Here is a 17,850-nt window from a genome sequence, read left to right on the forward strand (position 1 = left end):
GTGTCTCAATGACACCGTGTGGAGATCAACACGATGAAATCTTTCCAGATTCGCGCCCTTGCAGCCAGCGTACTCCTGGCCGGCGGATTGGCCGCGGCGCATGCGCAACCGGCGCAACCCGCCCGTACGGCCGTGCGCGGCACGATAGACCAGGTCAGCGCCACCTCGCTGGAAGTCACCGCCCGCAACGGCACGAAGTCCACCATTACGCTGCCGGCCAATGTGCGCGTAGCCGCGGTGTCCGTCGCCAAGCTCACCGACATCAAGCCTGACAGCTACGTTGGAACCGCCGCCGTGCCGCAAGCCGACGGCACGCTGAAAGCCCTGGAAGTGCATGTATTCGCGGCCTCGCTGCGCGGCATGGGTGAAGGTTTCCGGCCCTGGGAAGGCGCCGACGGCAAGAAAGGCAGCATGACCAATGGCACGGTCGGCAGTGTGGTGACGACCAGCGGCACCACGATGAAGGTGAAATACAAGGAAGGAGAGAAAACGGTCGTGGTGCCGCCTGATGTACCGGTGGTCTACCTGGAACCGGGTGACGCCACCCTGATGAAGGTGGGCGCGCCGGCGCTGGTCTTCGCGCAGAAGGGCGATGGCGGAGCCTTGACGGCCATGAACGTCATCATCGGCAAGGACGGCACCATCCCGCCGATGTAAGCCCGACCGGTGTCCTTGCCTGATCGGGAGGGCAGCCGCTGCCTCTGCTCCTGGCCAAGGACACCGCCTGGTCACCAATGACGCCAATGCCGTTCAGGACATCCGCTTGAATACTTCCCGCTCCCCTCGCCCGCCGACACGCGTGCGGGTCCACACGCTGCCGGTGCGCCTGACGCATTGGGTAAACGTCTATGCCATGGCCTGCATGTTCATGAGCGGCTGGGCCATCTACAACGCCTCGCCCATTTTCGGTTTCAGCTTTCCAGAGTGGGCCACCCTGGGCGGCTGGCTGGGCGCGGCCACCATCTGGCATTTCGCCGTGATGTGGCTGCTGGTGGCCAACGGACTGCTCTATCTGCTGGCGGGCATATTCAACGGCCATTTGCGGCGCGACCTGCTGAGCGTCAGCGTGGCGGACGTGCGGCACGACGTGATAGCCGCCCTGCGCATGCGGCTGGGCCATCGCATCGGGCATTACAACGCCGTGCAGAAGGCCATGTACCTGGGCGTCCTGCTGCTGGGCCTGCTGCTGGTGCTGTCGGGCCTGGCCATCTGGAAACCAGTGCAGCTGCAGGAACTGACCGCGCTGTTCGGCGGCTTCGCGGCCGCGCGCGTGGTGCACTTCCTGGCCATGGCGGGCATCGGCCTGTTCGTGGTGGTGCATCTGCTGATGGTGCTGCTGGTGCCCCGCACGCTGCCGCCCATGATCACGGGGCGGGCAAGGCTGCATCCGGCCGGGGAGCGGCACGATGCCTGAACGCAAGCAGACCCGATCGATGCCGGAACGCAAACAGGCCAAGCTGGTGCTGGAGCCGGCGCAACGCACCGCCCTGGTCAACACGCAGCGGCGCCTGCTGCTGCGCGGGGGCTTGAGCCTGGGCGGCCTGGCCATGCTGTCCGGCTGCAATCTGCAGGACGGCGATACCTTCGACAAAGTACTTTGGGCCATGTCCCGCTGGAACGACAAGGTGCAGGCGTGGCTGTTCAGCCAGGACAAGCTGGCGCCCACCTACAGCGCCAGCGACATCACCAAGCCCTTCCCTTTCAACGCTTTCTATCCCGAGTACAACGTACCGGAGATCGACCTGTCCGATTACCAGCTGGAAGTATCCGGCATGGTGGCGGATAAGAAGCCCTGGACCCTGGAAAAGCTGCGCGGCCTGCCACAGGCCAGCCAGATCACGCGGCTGATCTGCATCGAAGGCTGGAGCGCCATCGGGCAATGGGGCGGCGTGCCGCTGAAGACGTTCCTGCAGCACATCGGCGCCGACTTGAGCGCGCGCTATGTAGGCTTCAAGTGCGCGGACCGCTATTACTCCAGCATAGACATGGCCACCGCCCTGCATCCGCAGACCATCCTGGCGCTGGATTTCGGTGGCGAGGCCCTGCCGCCCGATTTCGGCAACCCGCTGCGCCTGCGGGTGCCGACCAAGCTCGGGTTCAAGAATCCCAAGCACATCATGGCGATCTTCGTGAGCAATACCTATCCAGGCGGGTATTGGGAAGACCAGGGCTATAACTGGTTCAGCGGGATCTAGACGTAGCGGCCGTAGCGGCGGACCGACGGCCCGCGCGGCAGGTCGCGCCCGCCAAGCTGCCCCTTTGGGCTGCCCGGGGTCCGTGCGGCTCAGGCAGTCAGCACCGCGCGCCCCACGACCTTGCCGGCCGCCAGCGATGCCAGCACCGCGTCGGCCTGGTCCAGGGGATGACGATGCACCGGAATCGGCTTGACCTTGCCCTCGCGCACCAGCGCCATCAACTCGCGCAGCTCTTGCAGATTGCCCACATAGCTGCCGATGATGGAGATAGCCTTCATGGGAATCAGCGCCAGCGGCCAGGTCGCGCCGCCGCCGAACAGCCCCACGATGACCAGTTTGCCGCCCTTGATCATGGCGTCGAAGGCAGCGCCCGTCGTGGCCGGCGCGCCGACCAGGTCGACCGCCGCCTGCAGGGGCTTGCCGCCATTGGCCTTGACGATCTGCTGCGCCGCATCGGGGGCGGCGCCGTCGATGGCCGCCAGGGCGCCCGCGTCCAGCGCCGCCTGGCGCTTGGCGGGATCGATGTCCACCACGATGGCGCCCTTGCCACCCAGGGCATGCAGGATCTCGATCGCCATCAAGCCCAGGCCTCCGGCGCCGAAGATGGCGATGGGATGGTCGCGGTAGATTTCCGCGCCGATCTGGCGCAGGGCCGAATAGGTCGTCAGGCCCGAGCACGCGTAGGGCGCCACGGTAGCGGGATCCAGGTCGCCGATGTCGATCAGGTAACGCGCGTCGGGAACCCGCAAGTATTCCGCGTAGCCGCCCGGCCGATAGACGCCCAGCGACTGGGGCGCCGCGCAATGATTCTCGCGTCCGCTCGCGCAGGCGGGGCAGTCGCCGCAACCTATCCACGGAAAGACCAGATAATTGCGGCCGGCCTCGACGCCCTTGGCCTGCGGGCCCATGGCGTGCAATGCGCCGACCGTCTCATGCCCCAGCGTCAAGGGCAGCTTGACGCCGCGGTCCTTGAGCGACAAGCGCTTGCCCTGGCCCAGGTCATAACCGCCCTCCCACAGATGGAGGTCACTGTGGCACACCCCGGCCGCCCGCACCCGCAACAGCACTTCGGCGCCCTGTACTTCGGGCATCGGCTGTTCGAGCAATTGCAGGGGTTGGTGGAAGTCGACGACGCAATAGCATTTCATGGCATGTCTCTCCGTTCTTGTTGTCAGCACCAGAAGGATGAAATACGCCGTGGCGGGCATGCGCTGTCGGCCAGCGACAGGCACGCCTGGCCCGCGGGCGCGCTGGACAGGATACGCCAGAAAATGCCTGACCGCCTTTCGCTGCGCGCCGGCCGTCTCTATCGCTCCGCGCGCACGATGCGGCGATGCCAGGCGATGGCCCCGCGCACGGCGAGCCCGCGCGGCGTTGCGGGACGCAGCCCGCTTGGCCGTTCGAAAGCCAAGGCGTCGGCCAATTGGGGCAAGGGCGCGGGCCCCACGGCAAGGACCAGGCGACCGACCCGGCTACTGCCTCGGCGCGAAGCCCCGTCGCCCTATTCCGGCTTGATGTTGTTTTCCTTGACGACCTTGCGCCAGCGGGCCTCTTCCTTGTTCACGTACGTATCCAGTTCGGCGGGATCGCCGGTGCGCACCGCCAGGCCCTCGTACTCCATGCGCTTGCGGAAATCATCCGACTGGGTTGCCTCCCGCGCGGCGGCATTGAGTTTCTGGATGACGTCCTTGGGCGTGGCCGCGGGCACATACAGGCCATACCAGCTTTCCACCGAATAACCCGGCAGCGTCGCGGCCACGGTGGGGACGCCCGGCCAGGCCGCCGACGGCTGCGGGCTGGTCACGGCCAGGGCGCGCAGCTTGCCCTGCTGCACAAAGCCGGACACCGCGGCGGCGGTGGCGAACATCACGTCGATACGCTCGCCCAGCAGGTCGGTCAGCGCCGGGCCCGCGCCCCGGTAAGGCACGTGCGTCATCGGCACTTTGGCCAGATTGGCGAACAGCTCGCCAGCCAGGTGGGCCGACGTTCCTATGCCCTGTGACGCATAGGTCAAGCCCTTGTCCTTGGACCTGGCCGCGGCGATGACGTCCTGCACGCTGTGAAACGGACTGTTGGCGGGCACCACCATCACGTTCGGACCGGTCCCTATCAACGCCACCGGCGCGAAGGCGGTCTTGTAGTCATACGGCAAGGAGGGCTGCAGGCTGGGATTCACGGCATGGGCGAACGAAGCCATGTCGATGGTGTAGCCGTCCGGGGCACTCTTGGCGACGAAGTCGGTGCCGACGATGGTACCCGCCCCCGGCTTGTTGTCGACGATGACCGACTCCTTCAAGACCTTGCCCATGCCCGCCCCCAGCGTACGCGCTATGGTGTCCGTGCCGCCGCCGGGCGCGAAAGGCACGACCAGCCGTATCGGTTTATCCGGGAAGGCTGCCAGCGCAGTGTGGGTGGCGGTGCTCGCCAACAAGGCCAAAGCAGCGCAGGCGTATGCCTTGCGCAGGAATCCTGGGGTCATCTCTCGTCTCCGTCGCGGCCTGGGCCGGCTTGTTTTTCTACGCGCGTCACCGATGACGTCACGATGGCCTAGCTTAGATGGACGCTGGACGGACCGACAGCCTCGATTTTCAATAGACGGAATGAGGAGCAGCGCGCGATGCGGTGCGCGTGATTCCTCCCTTCACTGATTTCCTTGCTGCTTCGTTGTTCTTGTGAGCCATCAAGCGGGATGAGTTTGCGCAATGATTACGCAAACTCGAAGAAAACTGCGCAATAACTGATCAAAACACCGTGAGATCGGAAAAATTTCTTCGACTTATCGAAAAAAATCGCAGAGAGACTTGCGCACTCAAAAAAATACGTGCTATATTCTCTCTTCTTCACCGCCGGTCCCCGATAGCTCAGTCGGTAGAGCGACGGACTGTTAATCCGCAGGTCGCTGGTTCGAGCCCAGCTCGGGGAGCCATACAAAAGGTTGTGAAGAGAAGTACCGACACCAGAAACCGCCGCAAGGCGGTTTTTGCTTTGGGCCGCCGCAAGGCGGCCCTTGGCATTTGGGCCTTGTATTCGCGTGGATCAGGCGGGCGTTTCTCCTCTTCAGCGTGGTGCGATAACGACATAGCGCTGTGGAAATTAGTCGCAAACTCGCGACTGATGTATGCATGTTTCATGCGATATGCCGGTTCATTTCAACAAAACGCAGTTCTTGACGTTTTGTTCTCCACTGCCTCTTTTGCTCTACCAAATTGGTGATTCGGTTTTTGTATTTAAGAGATAACATACAAACATCACGCCTTGGAGGTGGGCCAGATCCCACCAATTTGCTGGTGGCGATCCCACCAATTTCACCCGTTTTTTTTGAGCACCAGTATGAACACGGATCTGCGCGCCACGGTAATTCAACTCGACGCTGGCTTGCGCATGATCCACAGCGCACTCGAACATCTTCGGCAACACCTGGAACCGCGTGTCGAAGTGGGCTGGCGGCTTTCGGAAGAAGGTTGGATCCTGGTCACGCCCGATAATCGCAAGCTGCAATTAGGCAATGCTGAAAGAGCCCTGCTGCTGGCCCTGGCCCGCCATCCGGCGCGGCAGATGAAGCGTGACGAGTTGGTTCAGACGATCAACGACACGCTGGAATCGGATCACTACAACACCGCTGCCCTGTCGGTGATGATCAGCCGCCTGCGCAAGAAAGCGACCGCCGATGGTGTCGACCTGCCCTTGCACGCCGTGCGTGGGCAAGGCTATGCCTTGTCGAGCGGCATCGACATCAGCACGCCGGCACCCAAGGCAGTGCGCGGATAAGCGCGCAGATATACGGGCGCAACGCGCGCATGCAAAAAGGGCAGCCCGTTGGGCTGCCCTTTTCACTTTTATGGTGCCGGCAAGAGGAGTCGAACCCCCGACCTTCGCATTACGAATGCGCTGCTCTACCAACTGAGCTATGCCGGCTAAAACCTGTACTTACCGCGCTGAACTACCCGGCATCACTGCTGAGGAACTCTCGATAAGAGCCCGCAACTATAGCACAAGAAATTTGGCTGCATAGCGCCATATAGAAAAATTTTGGCATGTCGAACCTACCCCTCCCTTTGCAAACCCGAATGGACACGAGCACCCAAGCATTACCTTAATAAAATTCATTTATATGATATATATAAATAATTGTCCTCTGTGCGGTACACTCCACGCCTGCTTCCGGAACGTGTTTCATGAATAACCTGTATTCCCCCGCCATGCCCTTGGGCAGCCCCCTGTATGAACAGATCAAGCATGCGCTGCTGGCGGCGCTGGCGCAGGGTGAATGGAAGCAAGGCGACGCCATCCCGCCGGAAAAAATCCTGGCGGAACGCTTCGGCGTATCGATAGGTACGCTACGCAAGGCCATCGACGAACTGGCGGCGGAAAACATCCTGGTGCGCCATCAAGGCCGCGGCACCTACGTCGCTGTGCATACGCGCAACCCGCACTTCTTCAAATTCTTCCGCATCGTGCGGCAGGATGGCAAGAAATCCTACCCCACCACACAGCTGATGCGCTTTCGCCGCGTGCGCGCGGCCGCGGCCGTGCGCGAGAAGCTGGGTCTGGCCAGCGGCGCGCAAGTCTTCGAGTTCAACAACGTGCTGTCGCTCAATGGCGACGTGGTCATGGTCGACGAGATCTGCCTGCCCGAAGCCCTGTTCCCCGCCATGACCGAGCAGCAGTTGCGTGAACGGCCCAGCACGCTGTACAGCCTGTACCAGGACGCCTTCGGCGTGAATGTCATCGGCACCGACGAACGCCTGCGCACGGGCCTGGCTGGCCCCGCGCATGCGCAATGGCTGGGCGTGCCCGAAGGCGAGCCGCTGTTGCAGATCCGTCGGGTCGCCTATTCGTATCACGGCATGCCCGTGGAATGGCGCGTCTCGCATGTGAACACCGAGGCCTATGAATATTTGGGCCAGGAACACACAACGATCAGTTGAGACCAGACGGGGCAGACTAGCTGAGGGGCATCGCCCTCGTGCCCCGCAGACTATCAGGGAATGCCGACCAAGTTGTACGTCATCGTACAAATAAAGACTTCCTCTCACGCCCAGCTTTTTACAAGCACTCCGGCCGCAATCGGTTTATATTGTTTGGCGTCAGCTGACGGGTCGGACATAGAATCACGGCCCCAGGTTGTACGATGACAAACAATACCGTGAACCGCCCAGGAGACGCTGGTCCCCATGCAAGCCAAGCCCGCCCCGCTCTATATCCGCATCCACGACGACGACAACGTGGCCATCGTCGTCAATGACGGCGGCCTGCCCGCCGGCACCGAATTCCCCGACGGCCTGGTCCTGCGCGAGCATGTGCCGCAAGGCCACAAGGTCGCCTTGCGCGACCTTGCCACGGGCGACGCCATCGTGCGCTACCACGTGACCATCGGCTACGCCGCGCAGGAATTGCCGCGCGGCAGTTGGGTCAACGAACGCGTGACCACCATGCCCGCCGCCCCCGGCCTGGACGACCTGCCCATCGCCACCCGCGTGCCGCCGCCTGCCCCGCCGCTTGAAGGCTATACCTTCGAGGGCTATCGCAATGCCGACGGTTCGGTGGGCACCCGCAACATCCTGGCCATCACCACCACCGTGCAATGCGTCTCGGGCGTGGTCGAACACGCGGTCAAGCGTATCCGCGCGGAATTGCTGCCGCGCTATCCGCACGTCGACGACGTGGTGGGCATCGAACACACCTACGGCTGTGGCGTGGCCATCGACGCGCCAGACGCCATCATCCCCATCCGCACGCTGCGCAACATCAGCCAGAACCCCAATTTCGGCGGCACGGCGATGATGGTCAGCCTGGGCTGCGAAAAGCTGCAACCGGACCGCCTGCTGCCGCCGGGCAGCATTCCCCTGCTGGATCGCGGCAATCGCGTCGATACGGTGACCTTGCAGGACGAGGCCCATGTCGGTTTCGAGTCCATGGTGACGAACATCATGCAGACTGCCGAACGCCACCTTGAAGAACTGAACAAGCGGCGCCGCGTCACCTGTCCGGTCTCCGACCTGGTGGTCGGCGTGCAGTGCGGCGGCAGCGATGCGTTCTCCGGCGTGACCGCCAACCCCGCGGTCGGCTTCGCCAGCGACCTGCTGGTGCGCGCCGGCGGCACGGTGATGTTTTCGGAAAACACGGAAGTGCGCGACGGCATCGCGCAGTTGACCGCGCGCGCGGCCACGCCGGAAGTGGCTGAAGCCTTGATCCGCGAGATGGATTGGTACGACCGCTATCTGCAACGCGGCATGGCGGACCGCAGCGCCAACACCTCGCCCGGCAACAAGAAAGGCGGCCTGTCCAATATCGTCGAAAAGGCCATGGGCTCGATCGCCAAGTCGGGACACTCGGCGATCTCCGGCGTGCTTGCACCCGGCGAAAAACTCAAGACCAAAGGCTTGATCTACACCGCGACGCCCGCCAGCGATTTCATCTGCGGCACGCTGCAATTGGCGGCCGGCATGAACCTGCATATCTTCACCACCGGCCGAGGCACGCCTTATGGCCTGGCCGAAGTGCCGGTCATCAAGGTGGCCACGCGCGATGACCTGGCGCGGCGCTGGTTCGACCTGATGGACGTGAACGCCGGCAGCATCGCCACCGGGCAGGCCTCCATCGCCGATGTCGGCTGGGAGTTGTTCCACTGCATGCTGGACGTCGCCAGCGGCCGCAAGAAGAGCCGGGCCGAAGCCCTGGGCCTGCACAATTCGCTGGCCCTGTTCAACCCGGCACCGGTGACCTGAAAGCGTCACGTTAATACAGCAGCGCCACACGTTGGCGCTGCACGCCGGCCACCGTCTTGACGAGACGTTGATCTCCCGCTCGACATCGGACGCGCCGTTCCAGCTGACCGGGTGTTATCACAACCTGCTTCGCAGATGGAGCGACGTCTGAGGATCCCGCTCAGGCCTGCAAGGCGAAGGACAGGTCGCCCAGGTAGTCCATCTTGCCCAGGGGCACGCCCTGGTTGCGCAGGATGTCGTAGGCGGTGGTGACGTGGAAGTAGAAATTCGGCAGCGCGAACGTCGTCAGGTAGGGAACGGGCGTGAACTTCAAAGTGCCGCGGCCGGTCTTGATCTCGATCGGGCGTTGCATGTCGGCGTTGACGTCGTCTTCCGCCACCGTTTCCAGGAACTGCACGGTCTTGGCGATGCGTTCGCGCAATTCCGCGAAGGTGGTCTCGGTGTCGGCCATGGACGGCACGGCCAAACCGGCCAGGCGCGCGCCACCGGCCTTGGCCGCATCGCTGGCGGATTGCACCTGGCGTACCAGATTGAACATATCCGGCGCCAGTTTGGCCTGCAGCAACTGGTCAGCGGGCACACCCTGCTCCTGCGCATGGGCTTCGCCCTTGCGCAGCAGTTCGGCCAGCACGTTCAGGCCACGCAGGAAAACGGGAATGGAAACTTGGAATAGCGGCATGAGGGCATCCTCGATAGATTGGGGCATAAACATATGGCCCGGCATATAGCGCGCTCGATACTACGCCTGTCCCCTGACACCAAGTTTGAATCCCCCAGGCCGCACCGGGTTGCTTCTATTCCGCCGCCAGCTTGCGCGACAGATCCTTGGGCAAGGGGAAAGCAACGCTTTCTTCGAGCCCGGGCATGGTGCGCACCGACACCGCGCCAAGTTCCTTGACGCGGTTGATCACCTGCTGCACCAGCACCTCAGGCGCCGACGCGCCAGCCGTGATGCCGATACGCTGGCGCCCCTCCAGCCACTCGGGCTCGATGGAAGCAGCACCGTCGACCAGATAGGCGGCCACGCCGATGCGTTCCGCCACTTCACGCAGGCGATTCGAATTCGAGCTGTTGGGACTGCCCACCACCAGCACCAGGTCGCATTCCGGCGCCAGCACCTTCACGGCGTCCTGGCGATTCTGCGTGGCATAGCAGATATCGCTTTTGCGCGGCTCGGCGATGGTGGGAAAGCGCGCCTTCAAGGCCCCCGCGACGGCGGCGGCGTCGTCGACCGACAGCGTCGTCTGCGTCACATAGGCCAGATTGTCCGGATCCTTCACCACCAGGGCAGCGACGTCCTCGGCCGTTTCCACCAGGTACATGCCGCCCGCCGCCTGGCCCAGCGTGCCTTCGACCTCGGGATGCCCCTTGTGGCCGATCATCACCACCTCGCGGCCGGCGGCGCGCATGCGCGCCACTTCCACGTGGACCTTGGTCACCAGCGGACACGTGGCGTCGAACACGCGCAGGCCGCGCGCATCGGCTTCGGCGCGCACCGCCTTGGACACGCCGTGCGCGGAAAACACCACGATGGCGCCGGCGGGAGCGTCCTCCAGTTCGTCGATGAAGATGGCGCCCTTGCCACGCAAGTCTTCCACCACATAGCGGTTGTGGACGATTTCATGGCGGACGTAGATCGGCGCGCCGTGCAGTTCCAGCGCGCGCTCGACGATGTCGATGGCGCGATCGACGCCGGCACAGAAGCCGCGCGGCTGCGCCAGCAGCACTTGGGCGTCCAGCGCGGTAACCATGGAAACGCCGGCACGCATCACAACACCCCCAGGATGTCGACGTCCAGGCGCAAGGCCGTGCCGGCCAGGGGATGATTGAAGTCGAACACCGCGCCGGTGTCGTCCAGGCTCTTCAGGACGCCCGAGTAGCGGCCGCCGTTGGGGGCCTTGAACTCGACCAGATCGCCCGGCTCGAAAGTGGCGTCAGGACCGGCATGCTCGGTCAGCATGGTGCGCGTGACGCGTTGGATCAGGTCCGGATTGCGGTCGCCGTAGGCCTCGGCCGGCGTCAGCGTGGTGCTGAAGACGCTGCCTTCGGGCTGGCCCAGCAACGCGGCCTCCATGCCCGGCGCCCATTGGCCCGTCCCCATCTGCAGGGTGGCGGGCCGGCCCGTGAAGGTATCGGCAAAGGTGGAACCCGCGGCCGGGCCCGACGCCAGCACGATGCGATAGTGCAGGGTCAGGTAGGAATCCGGACGGACAAATACTTGCGTGGAGTCAGCTGCGGCGCTCAAGGTCTGTCACCGTTAAGGCGAAATGCAAAAGCGTGATTTTAAAGCTTTATTGAAATGCTTTTTTGAGCGCGCTTTTCCAGCGCCCCGCCCCGGGGCCGCCCGCCCTCCTCCTCCTTGACGTCCCAGGCCATGACCATGCACGCGAAACTGTTCCCTTGCCCCACCGACCACCTGTCGGTACAAGCCCCCGACCGCCCGCGCGAACGGCTGCTGCGCCTGGGCCCCGCCGCGCTCGACGATGCCGAACTGCTGGCCGTGGTACTGTGTACCGGCCTGCCGGGCCGCCCCGTCATGGCGCTGGCACGGCAGATCATCGAGCGTTACGGCGGCCTGCGCGGCCTGCTGGCGGCGCCACCCGAAGTCCTGCGCGCCACCCCGGGGCTGGGCAGCGCCAAGACCTGCCAGTTGCTCAGCGTGCTGGAACTGGCCCGCCGCGCCCTCCATGAAGCACTGGCGCAGGGGCGAGCCCTGGATCACCCGGACCTGGTCAAGCAATATTGCGTGGCACTGCTGGGCCACCGCAAGGTCGAGCACTGCCTGGCCCTGTACCTGGATAACGGCTTGCGCCTGATCGCCACTGGAGAAGTGGCGCGCGGCACCCTGACCAAGGCCGCCGTCTACCCGCGCGAAATCGTCCGGGATGCCCTGCGCCATCATGCGGCGGCGCTCATCCTGACCCATAATCATCCATCCGGCCGCGCCGAACCCTCCGAAGCGGACCTGCGCCTGACACGGCATGTCCGGCGTGCCCTGGCCCTGGTGGAGATCCGCCTGCTGGACCACTTGATCGTGGCGGGCGGCGCGGTGCTGTCGCTGGCGGAACACGGCAAGCTTGGATAGGCCTTGCCCTGAATCGCCAATTCGGGCTAGAATCGTGAGTTACTTTTTGGATACGTGGCCCCTTGCCGTCTCCGCCCGGCTGTCAGGAACCTGACGGCAACCGGGTAGCAGATACCCATGGCAGGCAAGCGCGGAGCAGTAGCGCTGGCTGGCGACCCGCCCAACCCCTGAGGAAGAAATGAAAGAGAATACTCACCCCGAATACCGCGAAGTGGTGTTCCTGGACGTCCAGACCCAAAAGAAGATCATCACCCGCTCGACGATCAACACCCGTGAAACCATCGAAATCGATGGCAAGACTTACCCGTTGTTCAAGTGCGACGTGACCTCGGATTCGCATCCCTTCTATACCGGCGCCCAGACCCGCATCGTCGAAACCGGCCGCGTGGAAAAATTCCGTGCCCGTTTCGCCCGCACCACCGGCGCCGCCAAGCCCGCCGCTTCTGCCTGATACGGCTAAGCGCACGCGCGAAGAAAGCAGCCTGCGGGCTGCTTTTTTTTCTACCCGGTAAATTACCTACGTGTCACCACTCTCACGAACCACCCCGGCACGGCTGACCGCCACCGCCACCGTCAAGCTGCCGCGCCTGGTCCTCATCGTCCTGGCCCTGGCTTATATCGTCTCGGGTCTGTTCATGCGCGACCCGTGGAAGACGGACGACGTCGTCGGCCTGGCGACCATGCTGACGGCGGTGCGCGACGGCGCCTGGCTGCTGCCTCAGGTCGGCCACCTGGCCCATGCCGAGGAAGGCCCGCTGATCACCTGGGTGGGCGCGGCGTCGGTGCATTTGTTCGGCCCCTGGATCGGCGATATCACCGCCGGGCGCCTGCCCAACCTGCTGTGGTTCGGCATCACCACCGTTTGTGTGTGGTACGGCACCTACCTGCTGGGCCGCCGGGCCGAAGCGCAGCCGCTGGCGCTGCCTTTCGGCGGCGAACCCACCGTGCGGGACTACGGCCGCATGCTGGCCGATGCCGCCCTGCTGCTGTTCCTGGCGACGGTGGGCATCCTGCAGCGCCTGCACGAGACCTCCGAAATACCTGCCATCATCGCCGGCCAGGCCGTGGTGTATTACTCCCTGGCCCGCATGCTGGACCGGCCCATAACCGGCGCCATCACCCTGGCCCTGTCCCTGGCGGGTTGCTTCCTGACGCGCGGCTGGGTCGGCGGCGCACCGGTCATGCTGGCCACGTTGCTGGCCTTCTATCCGCGCAGCGCGCTATGGGAACGGCGCCGCTGGCTGCCCCTGGTGGCCATCGCTACCGCGCTGCTGATCCTGGCATGGTGGATACCCGCCACCCACACCAGCGAGTATTGGGTGCGCAACTGGAAGTTGTGGAACCTGAATAATTTCGACTGGCCGGATGCGGCCGACCTGCTGCGCACCCTGCGCGACCTGCCCTGGTACCTGTGGCCCACGTGGCCGCTGGCATTGCTGGCGGTGTGGCGCTGGCGCGCCTGGCGCTTTTCGCCGCACATCTGGCTGCCCTTGAGCCTGCTGATCTGCGCGGTGCTGCTGCTGGTCTTCATCGACGAACCCAGCGAGTCCGAGTTCGTGATGCTGTCGGTGCCTTGCGCCGTGCTCGCGGCCTTCTCCCTGCCTACTCTGCGCCGCGCCGTGGTCAACACGCTGGACTGGTTCGCGGTGATGTGTTTTTCGCTGACCGCCGCCACCGCCTGGCTGGGCTGGGTCGCGCTGAATTTCGGCATCCCTCCCAAGATCGCCCATAACATCGCGCGCCAGACCACCGGCTATGTGTCGGAAATCTCCTGGCCGGCCACCCTGCTGGGGCTGGCGGTCACCGCGGGCTGGGTGGCCCTGGTCGTCTGGCGCCTGCGCGTGCGGCCCACGGCCTTGTGGCGCGGTACCGTGATGTCGGCGGCGGGCCTGGCTTCGACGTGGATACTGCTGGTGCTGCTGTGGCAACCGCCGGTCGACTACGCGCGCAGCTATCGCCAGGCCTCCCATGAATTGGCGGCCGCCATCGCGCAGACGGTGCGGCCGGGCGAATGCGTGCGCGGGCTGGGCCTGGGCAATGGCCAACGCGCCTCCTTCCTGGTCTTCGACAACCTGAACTTCCCGTACGACAGCAGGTGCACGGTGGTGCTGCAGCAGACCACGCGCAACAGCTTGCGCGACGGCACCGCCGCCTATAGCGATGGCGCCGAGGTGCTTTGGCAAGGCGGCCGTTTGGCCGACCGTACGGAAGTCTTCCGCCTGCTGCGCGTACCGCCCCTGCCCTCCGGACCGCGATGAGCACCGCCGTACCGCCCACCGCGTCCTTTGGCGCGGCGCTGCGCGCCATCGTGCGCCAGGCCTGGCCGGTCCTGATCAGCCAGTGGGCCGGTATTGCCTTCGGCGTATTGGATACCGCCATGACCGGGCACTCCAGCCCGGCCGACCTGGCCGCCATGTCGCTGTCGGCTTCGGTCTACATCACCGTGTTCGTCGGCCTGATGGGCGTGGTGCATGCCCTCATTCCCATCCTCGCCCAGCATTACGGCGGCGGCCGCCACCACGATGTGGGCGCGACCTGGGGCCAGGGAATCTGGCTGGCGCTGGGCCTGTCCGTGGTGGGCGCGGTGCTGATGCTGTTTCCCGATATGTGGCTGTCGTTCTCGGGCGACGTCGCGCCGCAGGTACGCGAGCGCATCGCCTCCTATCTGCAGGCGCTGGTGCTGGCCTTGCCGGCGGCGCTGGTCTTCCGCACCATCTATGCCCTGGGTACCGCGGTCTCGCGGCCCAAGCTGGTCATGGGTATCAACCTGGCGGGCGTGGCCCTGAAGGCCTTGCTGAACTGGGTGCTGATCTACGGCAAGCTGGGCCTGCCGGCCATGGGCGCCACGGGCGCGGGCCTGGCCAGCGCCATCGTGTCCTGGATCAGCCTGGCGCTGGGCCTGTGGATGCTGCGCACGGACAGCTACTACCGGCGCTTTCATCTGCGCCTGGGACGGCCGCGCTGGGCCCCGCTGAAGGAACTGCTGCGCCTGGGCCTGCCCATGGGCGGTTCCTATCTGGTCGAAGTCTGCGCGTTCACCTTCATGGCGTTGCTGGTGGCGCGCGAAGGCACGCTGGTCAGCGGTGGGCACCAGATCATGTCCAACCTGGCCGCGCTGTGCTACATGATGCCGATGGCGTTGGGGGTGGCGACCGCGGCGTTGACGGCGCAGGCCATCGGTGCGGGCCAGTTTCATCTGGCGCAGCGTACCGGCCTGGCGGGCCTGGCGCTGGGTGTGATGGGCGCGCTATTGACCGCGCTGGTGCTGTGGACGGGACAGCCGCTGATCATCGCGGCGTATACGGATAATGCCCAAGTGGCCCTGGTGGCCGCCAGCCTGCTGCAGGTGATCCCGCTTTTTCATCTGTTCGATGCCATGCAGTGCATCAACAGTTATCTGCTGCGTGCCTACAAGGTGGCGGTGGTGCCCTTGCTGCTGCAGGTGCTGGCCTTGGGCCTGGTCGGGCTGGTCGGCGGCTGGTGGCTGGGCTTCGGTCCGGCGGCGGGCGGCCTGGACTGGTTGCGCGAGATCGTGATCCCCAGCTCACCGCGCGGCGCCGGCACCATGTGGCTGATGGCCATGGTCGGCCTGGCCCTTTCGGCCGCGCTGCTGCACGCCTGGTATTGGCACATCGTGCGCCGCAGCTTGCGCGGGGAAACACCGGGGGCGGTCACGGCGTGAAGCCGTGGCCATGGCGGTTGGCTGCGCTCCGGCGCTGGATGCGCGCCGGCACGGCCTGTCCCCCTCAATATACCGGCGTGACCAGCGGCTTGCCGGCGAAGAAGCACTCGGCGTTTTCCAGGAACTTGCGCACGGACGCGTCGATGGCCTGCGGCGAGATGCCGGCGATGTGGGGCGTCAGCACCGCGTTGTCGAAATCGAGCAAAGGCGCGGGCGGGGTCGGTTCGTTTTCGTAGACGTCCAGGGCAGCCGCGTGCAGGCGGCCTTCGCGCAGGGCGTCGGCCACGGCCTCCGTATCCACCAGCGTGCCGCGCGCGATGTTCACCAGCACCCCTTGCGGTCCCAGCGCGTCCAGGATGGCGCGGTTGATGATGTGGTACGTCGCCGCGCCGCCCGGTGCGGCCACCACCAGGAAATCGGCCCATGCGGCCAGGCTGGCCAAGTCTTCGAAATAGGTGAAATCGACGTCGTCGCGGCGGCTGCGGTTGTGGTACCCGACCTCCATGTGAAAGCCCAACGCGCGCCGCGCGACCTTCTTGCCGATGGCGCCCATGCCCAGGATGCCCAGGCGGCGGAACGAGACCTGGGGCGGGCGCGGGATGTCGTCGCGCCACAGGCCATTGCGCACGCCGGTGTTCAGGAAAGGCAGGCGCCGCACGGCCGCCAGCAACAGCATCATGGCGTGATCGGCAACCGCATCGTCGTTGGTGCCGGCGGCGTTCGACACGGGAATACCCAGCTCGCGGGCGCGCGCCACCGCGACGTTTTCGTAGCCGACGCCGACGGTGGAGATCAGCCGCAGCTTGGGCAGGCGGTCGATTTCGCTGGCGAGCAAGCCGTTGGTGCCATTGGTCAGGACCACTTCGATTTCATGTCCCCGCGCTGCGATCTGTTGCTCGCCGTTGGAGCGGTCGGCGCCCAGTTGCGCATTCGGGGCGTAGATCATGTGGAAGCGTTCAGCGACCAGGGCGCGGTGTTCTTCGGACAGGAACACCAGCACGAGTAAAACGGGTTTCATGCTTGTCTCGATTCCTTGTATTTGCCCCCGAGGGGTGTTGATCCTGGCGGCCGCGCGGGCGGCGTCACTCCACTTTCGCTCCGGAGGCGCGCACCAGATTACCCCATTTGATGATCTCGGCATCGACCAGTTTGCTGAATGCGGCGGGGCTGTCGCCGGCCGGTGTCGACCCCTGGTCGGCCAGGGTCTTCTTCACGGCAGCCTCTCCCAGCACCGCGTTGATGGCCTTGTTCATCTTGTCGACGATGGGAGCCGGCGTACCGGCAGGCGCCCACACGCCATTCCACAGCACGATTTCATAACCGGGCAGGCTTTCCGCCACGGCCGGCACGTCCGGCAAACGTGGCGAACGTTGCGCGGTCGTCACCGCCAGCGGCCGCAGCTTGCCGCTGTCGATGAAAGGCAATACCTCCACCAGTGGCGAAAACACCGCCTGGATCTGCCCGGACAACAAATCCATATTGGCCGGCGCACCGCCCTTGTACGGCACGTGATGCATGCTCAGATGCGCCATCTCGTTGAACATCGAACCGGACAGATGCTGCGAAGTTCCATTCCCGGCCGACCCGTAATAAACCGGCGTCTTGCTGTCCTTCGCATATTCGATGAAGGACTTCAACGACGTCACGGGCAACTTGGTGTTGACCATCAGCACATTGGGAATCAGCGACACCCGCGACACCGGTTGCAGGTCTTTCTGCACGTTCAAGGGCATGTTCGCGTACAGCGTCACGTTGGCGATCAGCGTGGTGGTCGAGAACAGGAACGTATAGCCGTCGGCGGCCGACTTGGCCACGTGGTCCGCGCCGACGTTGCCGCCCGCGCCAGCCCGGTTCTCCACCACCACCGGCTGCCCCAGGTAATGCGGCAGGCGCTGCGCCAGCAGGCGCGCGGTCGAGTCCGTGCTACCGCCCGGCGCCAGGGGCACCACCAGCGTCACGGGCCGCGCCGGCCAGGCACCGGCGCCCTCGGCCGCCGTAGCGGCATGCGCGGCCCCAGGCAGCGCCAAGGAACACAGCAGGGCCGCACAAGCGGCCGCGAATCGGGTTGTCATGTCGTCTCCTCCGGCGAACTATCTTGGTTCGCTCTATCAGGTATGGTCGGAATCCGGTGGTCCGGATACTGCTATTCAATCCTGCGCC

18 protein-coding genes and 2 tRNA genes are annotated in these 17,850 nt (G+C 64.9%); 12 read left to right on the plus strand and 8 right to left on the minus strand.

All coding sequences use genetic code 11. From position 1 onward, the window contains the following. Nucleotides 1–33 precede the first annotated feature (33 nt). From CEY05_RS26610 to CEY05_RS26620, 3 genes are all read left to right on the plus strand, one after another. Nucleotides 34–657, plus strand: coding sequence for a hypothetical protein (locus tag CEY05_RS26610; protein ID WP_088600289.1), 624 nt, complete (start codon nt 34–36; stop codon nt 655–657). Nucleotides 658–763: 106 nt separating this feature from the next. Beyond that, nucleotides 764–1,414, plus strand: a complete 651-nt coding sequence (locus CEY05_RS26615) for a cytochrome b/b6 domain-containing protein (RefSeq protein ID WP_198952919.1) — start codon at nt 764–766, stop codon at nt 1,412–1,414. Between the two features lie 19 nt (nt 1,415–1,433). Beyond that, nucleotides 1,434–2,195 (plus strand): molybdopterin-dependent oxidoreductase, encoded by a 762-nt coding sequence (locus CEY05_RS26620; protein WP_088600461.1) that lies wholly within the window; start codon nt 1,434–1,436, stop codon nt 2,193–2,195. An 89-nt stretch (nt 2,196–2,284) separates the two neighbouring features. Here CEY05_RS26620 and CEY05_RS26625 read toward each other — a convergent pair whose 3' ends face one another. Both CEY05_RS26625 and CEY05_RS26630 read right to left on the minus strand, forming a co-directional pair. Then, nucleotides 2,285–3,343 (minus strand): alcohol dehydrogenase, encoded by a 1,059-nt coding sequence (locus tag CEY05_RS26625; protein ID WP_088600291.1) that lies wholly within the window; start codon nt 3,341–3,343, stop codon nt 2,285–2,287. Between the two features lie 353 nt (nt 3,344–3,696). Continuing rightward, nucleotides 3,697–4,674 carry a tripartite tricarboxylate transporter substrate binding protein gene (locus CEY05_RS26630; RefSeq protein ID WP_088600292.1) on the minus strand — a complete coding sequence of 326 codons (978 nt, stop codon included), beginning with the start codon at nt 4,672–4,674 and terminating at the stop codon, nt 3,697–3,699. 371 nt (nt 4,675–5,045) lie between these two features. On the opposite strand from CEY05_RS26630, the gene CEY05_RS26635 reads away from it, so the two are divergent. After that, a tRNA-Asn gene (locus tag CEY05_RS26635) sits at nt 5,046–5,121 on the plus strand. A 404-nt stretch (nt 5,122–5,525) separates the two neighbouring features. Next, the gene (locus tag CEY05_RS26640) at nt 5,526–5,963 is read left to right on the plus strand and encodes a helix-turn-helix domain-containing protein (protein ID WP_088600293.1); all 438 of its coding nucleotides are present in this window, start codon (nt 5,526–5,528) and stop codon (nt 5,961–5,963) included. Nucleotides 5,964–6,034: 71 nt separating this feature from the next. Here CEY05_RS26640 and CEY05_RS26645 read toward each other — a convergent pair. After that, nucleotides 6,035–6,110 (minus strand) — tRNA-Thr (locus CEY05_RS26645). A 260-nt stretch (nt 6,111–6,370) separates the two neighbouring features. Here CEY05_RS26645 and CEY05_RS26650 point away from each other — a divergent pair. From CEY05_RS26650 to CEY05_RS32030, 3 genes are all read left to right on the plus strand, one after another. Beyond that, the gene (locus CEY05_RS26650) at nt 6,371–7,123 is read left to right on the plus strand and encodes a GntR family transcriptional regulator (protein ID WP_088600294.1); all 753 of its coding nucleotides are present in this window, start codon (nt 6,371–6,373) and stop codon (nt 7,121–7,123) included. 246 nt (nt 7,124–7,369) lie between these two features. Then, a complete protein-coding gene (gene garD, locus CEY05_RS26655) occupies nt 7,370–8,923 on the plus strand; it encodes a galactarate dehydratase (RefSeq protein WP_088600295.1) in 1,554 nt (517 codons plus the stop codon). 67 nt (nt 8,924–8,990) lie between these two features. Next, nucleotides 8,991–9,074, plus strand: a complete 84-nt coding sequence (locus CEY05_RS32030) for a hypothetical protein (RefSeq protein WP_369826003.1) — start codon at nt 8,991–8,993, stop codon at nt 9,072–9,074. A 9-nt stretch (nt 9,075–9,083) separates the two neighbouring features. On the opposite strand, the gene CEY05_RS26660 is transcribed toward CEY05_RS32030, so the two are convergent. The 3 genes from CEY05_RS26660 to CEY05_RS26670 form a co-directional block, all read right to left on the minus strand. Further along, complete coding sequence (locus CEY05_RS26660; protein WP_088600296.1) at nt 9,084–9,602, minus strand: DUF1993 family protein; 519 nt, start codon at nt 9,600–9,602, stop codon at nt 9,084–9,086. A 115-nt stretch (nt 9,603–9,717) separates the two neighbouring features. After that, a complete protein-coding gene (gene ispH, locus CEY05_RS26665) occupies nt 9,718–10,674 on the minus strand; it encodes a 4-hydroxy-3-methylbut-2-enyl diphosphate reductase (protein WP_088600462.1) in 957 nt (318 codons plus the stop codon). 17 nt (nt 10,675–10,691) lie between these two features. Then, nucleotides 10,692–11,168 (minus strand): peptidylprolyl isomerase, encoded by a 477-nt coding sequence (locus CEY05_RS26670; protein ID WP_088600297.1) that lies wholly within the window; start codon nt 11,166–11,168, stop codon nt 10,692–10,694. 135 nt (nt 11,169–11,303) lie between these two features. Between CEY05_RS26670 and radC the strand changes: the two genes are divergently transcribed. The 4 genes from radC (at nt 11,304) to CEY05_RS26690 (ending at nt 15,690) form a co-directional block, all read left to right on the plus strand. Continuing rightward, nucleotides 11,304–12,008 (plus strand): DNA repair protein RadC, encoded by a 705-nt coding sequence (gene radC, locus CEY05_RS26675; protein ID WP_088600463.1) that lies wholly within the window; start codon nt 11,304–11,306, stop codon nt 12,006–12,008. Nucleotides 12,009–12,186: 178 nt separating this feature from the next. After that, nucleotides 12,187–12,459 carry a type B 50S ribosomal protein L31 gene (locus tag CEY05_RS26680; RefSeq protein WP_088600298.1) on the plus strand — a complete coding sequence of 91 codons (273 nt, stop codon included), beginning with the start codon at nt 12,187–12,189 and terminating at the stop codon, nt 12,457–12,459. 70 nt (nt 12,460–12,529) lie between these two features. After that, nucleotides 12,530–14,266: a glycosyltransferase gene (locus CEY05_RS26685; protein ID WP_088600299.1), complete on the plus strand. Its 1,737-nt coding sequence runs from the start codon at nt 12,530–12,532 to the stop codon at nt 14,264–14,266. Beyond that, entirely contained in the window at nt 14,263–15,690 is a 1,428-nt protein-coding gene (locus CEY05_RS26690; RefSeq protein WP_088600300.1) for an MATE family efflux transporter, read from the plus strand. Before CEY05_RS26685 ends, CEY05_RS26690 begins: the two co-directional genes overlap by 4 nt. 64 nt (nt 15,691–15,754) lie before the next feature. Here CEY05_RS26690 and CEY05_RS26695 read toward each other — a convergent pair whose 3' ends face one another. Together CEY05_RS26695 and CEY05_RS26700 are read right to left on the minus strand one after the other, a co-directional pair. Beyond that, the gene (locus CEY05_RS26695; RefSeq protein WP_088600301.1) at nt 15,755–16,708 is read right to left on the minus strand and encodes a 2-hydroxyacid dehydrogenase; all 954 of its coding nucleotides are present in this window, start codon (nt 16,706–16,708) and stop codon (nt 15,755–15,757) included. Nucleotides 16,709–16,772: 64 nt separating this feature from the next. Beyond that, on the minus strand, nt 16,773–17,762 hold the full coding sequence (locus CEY05_RS26700; RefSeq protein ID WP_088600302.1) for a tripartite tricarboxylate transporter substrate binding protein: 990 nt from the start codon (nt 17,760–17,762) through the stop codon (nt 16,773–16,775). Between the last annotated feature and the right edge of the window lie 88 nt (nt 17,763–17,850).

The organism is Achromobacter sp. HZ34, assembly GCF_002209485.1.
Taxonomy (GTDB): domain Bacteria; phylum Pseudomonadota; class Gammaproteobacteria; order Burkholderiales; family Burkholderiaceae_B; genus Bordetella_C.